This is a genomic window from Sphingomonas sp. Leaf30, from assembly GCF_001422525.1.
Classification (GTDB): domain Bacteria; phylum Pseudomonadota; class Alphaproteobacteria; order Sphingomonadales; family Sphingomonadaceae; genus Sphingomonas; species Sphingomonas aerolata.
In genome coordinates this window covers 75,690-85,280 of record NZ_LMKZ01000022.1, presented here as the reverse complement: position 1 = coordinate 85,280, position 9,591 = coordinate 75,690, and the positions used below count along the sequence as shown (strand labels likewise).

Below are 9,591 nucleotides of genomic sequence, written 5' to 3'. Positions count from 1 at the left end.
TTCCAACTGGGCCCCGGCCTTCGCCGGGGTGGTAGGAAAGGAGGTGGGAGTCCGGGCTGGGTCTCTGCCTTTGCGGGGGAACAGTCTTTTGGTGACGGTGCTGCCTACAAATACCACCCCGGCGGAGGCCGGGGGCCAGGTGGGGGACGTTGCTGACTGAGGTCTGCGCTTCGTTACTGGGACCTTTCCAACTGGGCCCCGGCCTTCGCCGGGGTGGTAGGAAGGGCGCGCTAGAGCAGGTTTTCGATGTCGGTGCGGATGTCGGCGGGTTTGGTGGTGGGGGCGTAGCGGTCGACCACTTTCCCCGCGCGGTCGATCAGGAACTTGGTGAAGTTCCATTTGATCGCCTTCGAGCCGAGGACGCCGGGGGCGTCCGATTTCAGGCGGTCGAACAGCGGGTCGGCCTCGCCGCCGTTGACGTCGACTTTCGCAAAGACGGGGAAGGTCACGTCGTAGGTGAGCGTGCAGAAGTTCGCGATCTCCGCCGCGTCGCCGGGTTCCTGCGCGCCGAACTGGTTGCAGGGGAAGGCCAGCACCTCGAACCCACGGTCGGCATAGTCGCGGTGGAGCGCCTCGAGCCCCTCATATTGCGGGGTGAAGCCGCATTTGGAGGCGGTGTTGACGATCAGCAGCACCTTGCCGGCATAGGCTGCGAGCGACGCGGGGGTGCCGTTGGCGGCCTTCACGGTGAAGTCGGTGATGGTCATGCGCGGTCCTCGTGTCGGGCGAGCAGGTAGGTCAGGTTCTGACGGACGCCCGGCCATTCGTGGCGAAGGATGCTGTAGACGATGGTGTCGCGCAAGCGGCCGTCCGCCATCACCTGATGCCCGCGCAGCACGCCGTCGCGTTTCGCGCCGAGCCGCTCGATCGCGGCCTGTGAGCGTTTGTTGAGGCTGTCGGTGCGGATCTGGACGCATTCGCAGCCGAGCGTGTCGAACGCATGGGTCAGCAGCATCCGCTTGGCCTCGGTATTGACGCCGGTGCGCTGGACCGCGGTGGCGTAGAAGGTGCCGCCGATCTCGAGCCGCCGGTTGGCCGCGCTCATCCGCATGAAGCGGGTGCTGCCGCGGACGATGCCGTCCACCACCACCGCGAAGACCCGCGCGCGGCCAAAATCCTGCTGCTCGAACGCCGCCGCGAGCCAGCGGTCGGGCGCCTTCATCAGCGCGACATTGGCGTAGAACAGGTCCCAAAGGCCGTCCGCCGACGCGGCGGCGACCAGCGCGTCCTTGTCCTCCGCGACCAGCGGGCGGAGCGTGACGTGACGCCCAACGAGCGTCGGTGTCGCGTCCCAGCTCAAGCCAGCCGGCCCTCGTGCAGCCGGAACACGCGGTCCATCCGCGCGGCGAGGCGTTCGTTGTGGGTCGCGACCAGCGCCGCGGTGCCCTGTTCGCGGACCAGCCGGACGAATTCGGCAAAGACGATGTCGGCGGTATGTTCGTCGAGATTGCCGGTCGGCTCGTCCGCCAGCACGAGCGCGGGCTTGTTGGCGAGCGCGCGCGCGACCGCGACACGCTGCTGCTCGCCGCCCGAGAGCTGGCTGGGGCGGTGCGTGAGGCGGTGGCCGAGCCCGAGCTGGGTCAGGAGTTCGGCCGCGCGCGCATCCGCCTGTGCGCGCGTCGCGCCGTGGACGAGCTGCGGCAGGACGACATTCTCGGTCGCGTTGAAATCGGGGAGGAGGTGGTGGAACTGATAGACGAAGCCGAGGCTGTCGCGGCGTACCACGGTGCGCTCATGCGCGTTGAGCTTCGACGCCTCGGTACCGGCGATCTTGATCGATCCCTGGAAGCCACCTTCCAGCAGCCCGACCGCCTGGAGCAGCGTCGACTTGCCCGAGCCCGACGGGCCGAGCAGCGCGACGATCTCGCCCGGCGCGATTCCGAGGTCGATGCCGCGCAGCACGTCGATCGTCGCGCCGCCCTGCGTGAAGCTTTTGGTCAGGCCGCTGGTCTGCAGGACATAGTCGTACGCCTGCGCGCTGCGCCGCTCGATCGGAAGGCCATTATTCATAACGCAGCACCTGCACGGGGTCGGTACTCGCCGCCTTCCAGGCCGGATAGAGCGTCGCGAGGAAGCTGAAGATCAGCGCCATCAGCGCGATCACGATGATCTCGACCGGATCGGTCTTCGACGGGAGTTCGGTCAGATAGCGGATCGAGGGATCCCAGAGATTCTGCCCCGTCACGAGCTGGACGAAGTTCACGACGCCCTGCCGGTAGAACAGGAAGACGAAGCCGAGCCCGAGCCCGGCGAGCGTGCCGAGCGCGCCGATCGTCGTGCCGACGACGATGAAGATCCGCATCAGCCCGCCGCGCGTCGCGCCCATCGTCCGCAGGATCGCGATGTCGCGCGTCTTGGCGCGGACCAGCATGATCAGCGAGGACAGGATGTTGAATACCGCGACAAGGATGATGATCGACAGCACGGTGAACATCGCGACGCGCTCGACCGCCAAGGCCTCGAACAGCTGCGCGTTCATCGTCCGCCAGTCCTGGATGACCGCGCGGCCGCCGATCTTCTCGGCGAGCGGCCGCAGGATCTCGCCGACCTTGTCCGCATCGACGGTCTTCAGCTCGACCATGCCCGCCGCGTCGCCCATCAGGAGGAGCGTCTGCGCATCCTCGATCGGCATGATAATATACGCCTTGTCATAGTCGTAGACGCCGATCTCGAAGATCGCGCCGACCTTGTAGCTGACGATGCGGGGGACGGTGCCGAACGGCGTGGTCTGACCCTGCGGGCTGAACAGCGAGATGTCCGAGCCGACCTGCGCGCCGAGCGACTCGGCGAGCCGCGAGCCGATCGCGATCCGGCCGGACCCTTGCGTGATCGACTGGAGCGACCCCATCAGCACCTTGTCCTGGATCGTCGAGTTGCGGCGGATGTCGTCGACGCGCATGCCGCGGACCAGCACCGCCTCCGCGCGGCCGTTATAGGTGGCGGCGAGCGGCTGTTCGATCAGCGGTACCGCGCTGGTCACGCCGGGGGTGGCGCGCGCCTGTGCGACGATCTCGCGCCAGTCGGGCATCCGGCCGCCGAGCGGCTGGACCACCGCATGGCCGTTGAGCCCGACGATCTTGTCGAACAGCTCGGCACGGAAGCCGTTCATCACGCTCATCACGATGACGAGCGCGGCGACGCCGAGCATGACGGCGACGAGGCTGATCGAGGCGACGAGGAAGATGAACGCCTCGCCCTTGCCTGGCAGCAGATAGCGCCGGGCGATCATCCGTTCATAGCGTGACAGGATCATGGGTGCGGGGGTTCGATCGTTAGAAGAGATGTCCATCGGCTCTAGGACGCGGCCCCGCGCGAGGCAACCATGCCGCGTCTGGATTGGTCTGTTGCGGATTCGACACAGCCCCCTGCCAATCGTGTGGCGCGCCCCGCAAACAGGGTGACAAACACCACGCAATTACTTAGCAAAAACCTCGCTGAGACACAGGCAACGGCCGTGGTTCGGGGAATGCTTTGACGCCGCACCGAAGGTGCAGAGCGGAAGCGACAAAATGGGGGCTGACGAGCGATCGTCACGCAGGCGCCCGGATCGGAAACGGTCCGGGCGTTTGCTTGTCCGGGCCATTTTCCTTACAACGAATACACTATTCGTCGCTCCCGGAACCCCCGAAGTGCAACAGGCACCGGACGAAGAGTGGGAGCTTCCAATTCTCACCCTTCGCCCGGATCTCTCTTTATAGCAGATAGAGTAGAGCAGCGTTTGTGAACCGTATCAGAACGAGCGCGAGATCGTGACGCCGTAAGTCCGCGGATCGCCCGGCTGGCCGACGACCAGCCCCGTGCTGCCCGATTGCAGCGCGAGCAATTCGTAATAATCCTTGGCGAAGACGTTGCGGACCCAGCCGAAGACGTTCAGCCGGTCCTCGCCGCGGAACCCCAGTCGGACATTGCCGAGCGCATAGCCCTTGATGTCGGTATAGGCCGAGGCGGACGGGTTGGACGAGAAGGTCGAGCGGTAGCTGCCGTCATAGCCCAGATACACCTGGCCATCGAGACCGCCGATCCGCGCGGGCAGGTCATATTCCGCGCCGTAGGAGAAGGCCCATTTCGAGATGCCCGGCAGGCGCTGGCCCGAAATGTCGCAGTTTGCGGGGCTGATCCCGCCCGGGGTCCCTGCCGGGCTTGGGCTCTGGCCCGCAGTCGCGGTGGTGCCGCCCGACAGCTCGGGCGGGCATGGCGCATCGACGAAGCGGACATATTTGGCGTCGGTATAGGCGCCGTTGACGTAGAGGTTGAAGCGCGCGGTCGGGCGGAACGCCGAGTCGAATTCGAACCCGCGCGTCCGCACCTTGCCCGCATTCGCCAGATAGCCGCGCAGCACGCCCAGCTGGCCGTTGGTGACGGTCGCCTGGTAATCGTTGATCTCGGTCCAGAAGCCCGCGAGGTTGAGCGTCACGCGGCGGTCGAGGAACTGGGTCTTGAGGCCGAGTTCGTAATGGTTGACCGTCTCGGGCTTGACCGTCGCGGAGGCGAGGATCGGGTTGTTCGCGCCGTCGAGCGGGAGCCCCGACAGGTTGATGCCGCCCGATTTGTAGCTGCGCGCATAGGTCGCATAGGCGTGGATGTCCTGGGCGACGTCATAGGCGAGCGTCGCGTCGCCCGACACGTTCCAGTCGTCGAAGGCGGGGGTGTAGACCTGGGGCGCGAGCGTGCTGCACCGGTCGCGGGTCACCGAGCTGGCCGCCTGCGCGGTCGTCGAGCAGTTTAGCACCGCCCCCGCCCCTGTCGTCACGACCGAGACATAGGAACCGGTCTTCCTGTCGTAATTGACGCGGAGGCCGGGGGCAAAGGACAGATTGTCGGCGATGTGCCACGTCACCTTGCCGAATCCGGCAGCCGACGTGTTCTTGAAGCCGATCGTGTTGGTCGCGGTCAGGCCGTCGAGCACCGCGGGGTTGGACGCGTTCGCGCTGGTCGGGTTGAGCAGGTAGCGGCTGGCGGCGGCGCCCTGGACCTGCAACCCCTGCGTGTCGATCGTCTGGTGGAAGTAGAACAGCCCGGCGACGTAATCGACGGTGTTGCGGCCGTTCGACGAGAGGCGGACCTCCTGGCTGACCTGCTCCTGCTGCGAGGGATTGGCCGAGACCGACGTGATCGGCAGGCCGATGAAGTCGCGGTCGTTCGACGGCTTCCAGTCCCAGATGCGCCATGCGGAGACCGAGGTCAGCGACACGGGGCCGAGATCCCATTCGGCGAGCAATGCGGCGCCGCCAAGTTCCTGCCGCGCGCGCAGCGGGGTGTCGAGATCGGTCACGCGGTCGAACGCGTCGCGCGACGGCGGGGTGTAGTTGAGCGCGGCGGCGAGCGCGTCATATTGCCGCGACACGGGCCGCTGCGTGGTGCCGACGCGTGCGAAGATCTGCGCGCAACAATCGGGGTTCTGGTGATTATAGTCGCCCGACAGCGTGAGATCGAGATTGCCGGTCGCGTGCCAGAAGAGCTGGCCGCGCAGGCTCTGATTGTCCTGCGCGTTGACGTCCTTGCCGGTGCGGAGATTGCGGATCGTGCCGTCGCGCCGGGTGATCGACGAGGACAGCCGGATCGCGAGCCGGTCGTCGACCAGCGGGCCCGACACCGACGCTTTGGCCTGGACGAAGCGGAGATTGCCGGTGGTGAGCTCGATCCGCGCCTCGGGGGTGAAGCTGGGCTTGCGCGTGTAGATGTTGATCGCGCCCGCGGTGGTGTTCTTGCCGTAGAGCGTGCCCTGCGGCCCGCGCAGGATCTCGATCCGTTCGGTATCGGTGAAGTCGAACGTCGCCGACGCGATGCGGCTGTAATAGACCTGGTCTACATAGATGCCGACGCCCTGTTCGATGCCGTCGTTGGTGAGGCCGAACGGCGCGCCGAGCCCGCGGATGTTCGCGGCGGAGTTGCGCGGGTTGGTCGAGTAGAATTGCAGCGTCGGCTGAAGCTGCGTGATGCGGTTGACGTTGTACGCGCCGGTGTCGGCGATCGCCTGGCCGCCGATCACCGACATCGCGATCGGCACGCTCTGGATAGTCTCGGCGCGGCGGCGCGCGGTGACGACGATGTCTCCCCCGCCCTGCTGTGCCGCGCCGAGCCGGCCGGTGTCGCGCTGCGCGTCCTGCGGCGCGGGTGCGGCCTGATCGGCGGGTGCCGGCAGCGGTGATGCGGCCGCCTGTGCGGCGACCAGCATCGCGAAAATATGGGCCATGATCGTCTCCCTTGAACCTTGGCGCTAAAAGTCCATTGATTTGGTGGGAGTTCAATCGGGAACGGCTTTGCGGGGGCAAAGCTGCGCTATCGAGGGCCTTTAAAAAATCTTGGCGGGGCGATCTTGAAGGTTTTTACGGGGTGACCAGATCACTGCCGCACGGCGCCTGATGGGCCGTGTGCCCGGGCCGCGCACAGGCGGGCCAGGGCTGATGTTGGATTGCTCAAGACGAGGATTTGACCATGCGACTCGACCTTACCCCCTATCGCCGTTCGACCGTCGGGTTCGACCGGCTGTTCGACATGATCGAGACGAACGCGCGCGGCGCGACGTCCGACAATTACCCGCCGTTCAACCTGGAGCGGATCGCGCAGGACCGTTACCGCATCACGCTGGCGATCGCCGGCTTCTCGCGCGACGAGATCGCGATCACCGCGCAGCAGAACCTGCTGCTGGTCGCGGGCAAGAAGGAGGAGCGCGCGCCCGAGGGCCAGCTGCTCCATGTCGGCATCGCCAACCGCTCGTTCGAGCGGCGGTTCGAGCTGGCGGACTTCGTGCTGGTGGAGGATGCGCGGCTGAACGACGGGCTGCTGGTGATCGACCTGGTCCGCGAGGTGCCCGAGGCGATGAAGCCGAAGAGCATCCCGATCAAGACCGGCGCGCCGCTGGCTGTGGTCGATACGGTTGCTGTCGATCAGGCTGCCTGATTTCTGGTCAGCGCTGTGGGGCGTCCGGATCCATGGGTCCGGGCGCCTTTTTTGTGCCTGGGGTTCGGAGTTGGAAGAATTTGTTCGCGCGGAGGCGCGGAGGCGCGGAGATTTTCCTGGCCGCGTCGCGGCCCTCATGAATTCCTGCGCGAACCGGAGTGAGGCCGACTGCGGTAGGCCACGATTTCTCTCCGCGCCTTCGCGTCTCCGCGTGAACCACTTCTTCTGTTCGGACTGTGCGGAGGGGGTTTTTGTTCGCGCGAAGGCGCGAAGGCGCTAAGATTTTGGGGTGGCGCCGGGGTTTGGGGCCCTTTGCGCCTTTGCGCCTTCGCGTGATCGATATTTCGCCCTTGCGGGCGCCCCTGGGGGCGCCCGGTCGGGTCAGACGAGGCGGCTCTGTTTGACCGCGGCTTCGATGAAGCTGGCGAACAGGGGGTGCGGGTCGAAGGGTTTGCTTTTCAGTTCGGGGTGGAACTGGACGCCGACGAACCAGGGATGGTCGGGACGCTCGACGATCTCGGGGAGCGTGCCGTCGGGCGACATGCCGGAGAAGACCAGACCGCCCTGTTCGAGCACGTCCTTGTAGCCCGTATTCACCTCGTAGCGGTGACGATGGCGTTCCGAGATGTCGGTGCCGCCATAGATCGCCGCGACGACGCTGTTGCCGTCGAGCTTGGCGTCATAGGCGCCGAGCCGCATCGTGCCGCCGAGATCGCCCTCGGCCGCGCGCGTCTCGAGACCCTCGCGGCCCATCCATTCGGTGATCATGCCGACCACCGGCTTGTCGGTCGGGCCGAATTCGGTCGACGAGGCGTCGGGCACGCCGCCGAGACCGCGCGCGCCCTCGACGCAGGCCATCTGCATCCCGAAGCAGATCCCGAAATAGGGGATCTTGCGTTCGCGCGCGAACTTGACCGAGGCGATCTTGCCCTCCGCGCCGCGTTCGCCGAACGCACCGGGGACGAGGATCGCGTCGCAGGGCTCGAGCTGGCCGGCGATGTCGCTCTCGGCGTTCTCGAACAGCTCGGCGTCGATCCAGCGGACGTTGACCTTGACGCGGTTGGCGATGCCGCCATGGACCAGCGCCTCGTTGAGCGACTTGTAGGCGTCCTGCAGCCCGACATATTTGCCGACCACGCCGATCGTGACCTCGCCCTGCGGATTGGTCAGCCGGTCCATGATCTCGGTCCAGCGCGACAGGTCGGGCGCGGCGGCGGGTTCGATCCCGAACGCGCGCAGCACCTCGATATCGAGGCCCTCGCCGTGATACTGGAGCGGCACCGCATAGATACTCTTCGCGTCGAGCGCGGGGATGACCGCGCTGGCGGGGACGTTGCAGAACAAGGCGATCTTCGCGCGCTCCGACGGCGGCAGCGGGTGTTCGCAGCGGCAGACGAGCACGTCGGGCTGGACGCCGAGTGCGGCGAGTTCGCGGACCGAATGCTGGGTCGGCTTGGTCTTCAGCTCGCCCGCGGCGGCGATGTAGGGGACCAAAGTCACGTGGATGCTGATCGCCTTGCCGCGCCCTTCCTCGTTCTTCAGCTGGCGAATCGCCTCGATGAAGGGGAGCGATTCGATGTCGCCGACGGTGCCGCCGATCTCGCAGAGCACGAAGTCGACATCGTCGGTCTCGGCCCGCGCGAACGCCTTGATCGCGTCGGTGACGTGCGGGATGACCTGCACCGTCGCGCCGAGATAGTCGCCGCGGCGTTCGCGGGCGATGATCTGCTGATAGATGCGGCCGGAGGTGACGTTGTCCGACTGGCGCGAGGGCACGCCGGTGAAGCGTTCATAGTGACCGAGGTCGAGATCGGTCTCGGCCCCGTCGTCGGTCACATAGACCTCGCCGTGCTGATAGGGCGACATCGTGCCGGGATCGACGTTCAGATACGGATCGAACTTCCGGATCCTGACGCTGTAGCCGCGTGCCTGGAGGAGGGCGGCAAGCGATGCCGCCATGAGACCTTTACCGAGCGACGATACCACGCCCCCGGTGATGAAAATGTACCGAGCCATGGGAAGAGTCTCGTAGCGTGTGTTGGGGACGAACGACAAGCGCCCGCGGATCACGCAGGGCGCTTTTGTCGGCGAATGGAGTGTTTAGCGGGCGAGCGGGACCGCGCCATTGTCGGCAGGCGCCGGTGCGGCGGCGCCGGCATTCTCTGCACCACCGGCGAAGGGTGCCGCATCGCCCTTGGGCTCGGCGGTCGGAACCGCGGTGGCGGCGGCGGCGGGCGTGCGGGCGAGCGACGTGTCGATGTCGGTGCTGCGGTGATTCGCCGCGAGGATCGCGAGCAGGATCGAGCACAGCAAGAACATCGTCCCGAGCACGCCGGTTGCGCGCGTCAGGAAATCGGCGGCGCCGCGGGCCGACATCAGCCCCGAGGGACTGCCGCCCATGCCCAGACCGCCGCCTTCCGACCGCTGCATGAGGATCACGGTGACGAGGGCGGCCGCGATGATCGCGTGGATGACAAGCAGGAAGGCGAACATTGCGCGGAAAACCCCGGAACTTTTACGAAGCCGCGCACATAGGCGAGCCGGCGGCAACGATCAACCGTATCCCGGGCTCCGGATATCGCACGCGACACCGAAACACACGGAAACAAGCCGTGCGGGCGGGCGTTGTGACAGCGTAATGACGTTCCTTAACGGGACGTAGACCCTGAAATTCAGATGGCGGATCAACGC

8 protein-coding genes are annotated in these 9,591 nt (G+C 66.4%); 1 reads left to right on the top strand and 7 read right to left on the bottom strand.

What is annotated here, in order from left to right; translation table 11 throughout:
* Nucleotides 1-230 precede the first annotated feature (230 nt).
* The 5 genes from ASE89_RS19405 to ASE89_RS19385 all read right to left on the bottom strand — a co-directional run bounded on the left by ASE89_RS19405 (nt 231) and on the right by ASE89_RS19385 (nt 6,193).
* On the bottom strand, nt 231-707 hold the full coding sequence (locus tag ASE89_RS19405; RefSeq protein ID WP_056681305.1) for a glutathione peroxidase: 477 nt from the start codon (nt 705-707) through the stop codon (nt 231-233).
* Nucleotides 704-1,300 carry a GNAT family N-acetyltransferase gene (locus tag ASE89_RS19400; protein WP_056681303.1) on the bottom strand — a complete coding sequence of 199 codons (597 nt, stop codon included), beginning with the start codon at nt 1,298-1,300 and terminating at the stop codon, nt 704-706. Before ASE89_RS19400 ends, ASE89_RS19405 begins: the two co-directional genes overlap by 4 nt.
* Nucleotides 1,297-2,010: an ABC transporter ATP-binding protein gene (locus tag ASE89_RS19395; protein WP_042467156.1), complete on the bottom strand. Its 714-nt coding sequence runs from the start codon at nt 2,008-2,010 to the stop codon at nt 1,297-1,299. The genes ASE89_RS19400 and ASE89_RS19395 overlap by 4 nt, the downstream gene beginning before the upstream one ends.
* Nucleotides 2,003-3,253, bottom strand: coding sequence for a lipoprotein-releasing ABC transporter permease subunit (locus tag ASE89_RS19390; RefSeq protein WP_031396032.1), 1,251 nt, complete (start codon nt 3,251-3,253; stop codon nt 2,003-2,005). Before ASE89_RS19390 ends, ASE89_RS19395 begins: the two co-directional genes overlap by 8 nt.
* A gap of 477 nt (nt 3,254-3,730) precedes the next feature.
* Nucleotides 3,731-6,193, bottom strand: coding sequence for a TonB-dependent receptor (locus tag ASE89_RS19385; protein ID WP_056681300.1), 2,463 nt, complete (start codon nt 6,191-6,193; stop codon nt 3,731-3,733).
* A 242-nt stretch (nt 6,194-6,435) separates the two neighbouring features.
* Here ASE89_RS19385 and ASE89_RS19380 point away from each other — a divergent pair, with 242 nt between their 5' ends.
* The gene (locus tag ASE89_RS19380; protein ID WP_056681297.1) at nt 6,436-6,900 is read left to right on the top strand and encodes an Hsp20 family protein; all 465 of its coding nucleotides are present in this window, start codon (nt 6,436-6,438) and stop codon (nt 6,898-6,900) included.
* A 381-nt stretch (nt 6,901-7,281) separates the two neighbouring features.
* On the opposite strand, the gene ASE89_RS19375 is transcribed toward ASE89_RS19380, so the two are convergent.
* Both ASE89_RS19375 and secG read right to left on the bottom strand, forming a co-directional pair.
* Nucleotides 7,282-8,916, bottom strand: a complete 1,635-nt coding sequence (locus ASE89_RS19375) for a CTP synthase (protein WP_031395051.1) — start codon at nt 8,914-8,916, stop codon at nt 7,282-7,284.
* 84 nt (nt 8,917-9,000) lie between these two features.
* Nucleotides 9,001-9,393, bottom strand: a complete 393-nt coding sequence (gene secG / locus ASE89_RS19370; protein ID WP_056681294.1) for a preprotein translocase subunit SecG — start codon at nt 9,391-9,393, stop codon at nt 9,001-9,003.
* Nucleotides 9,394-9,591 lie beyond the last annotated feature (198 nt).

Bases quoted from the DNA above. Each gene is read 5' to 3' on its own strand.
- ASE89_RS19405 (WP_056681305.1), bottom strand. From the start codon at position 707: ATGACCATCACCGACTTCACCGTGAAGGCCGCCAACGGCACCCCCGCG.
- ASE89_RS19395 (WP_042467156.1), bottom strand. From the start codon at position 2,010: ATGAATAATGGCCTTCCGATCGAGCGGCGCAGCGCGCAGGCGTACGAC.
- ASE89_RS19390 (WP_031396032.1), bottom strand. From the start codon at position 3,253: ATGATCCTGTCACGCTATGAACGGATGATCGCCCGGCGCTATCTGCTG.
- ASE89_RS19385 (WP_056681300.1), bottom strand. From the start codon at position 6,193: ATGGCCCATATTTTCGCGATGCTGGTCGCCGCACAGGCGGCCGCATCA.
- ASE89_RS19380 (WP_056681297.1), top strand. From the start codon at position 6,436: ATGCGACTCGACCTTACCCCCTATCGCCGTTCGACCGTCGGGTTCGAC.
- ASE89_RS19375 (WP_031395051.1), bottom strand. From the start codon at position 8,916: ATGGCTCGGTACATTTTCATCACCGGGGGCGTGGTATCGTCGCTCGGT.
- secG (WP_056681294.1), bottom strand. From the start codon at position 9,393: ATGTTCGCCTTCCTGCTTGTCATCCACGCGATCATCGCGGCCGCCCTC.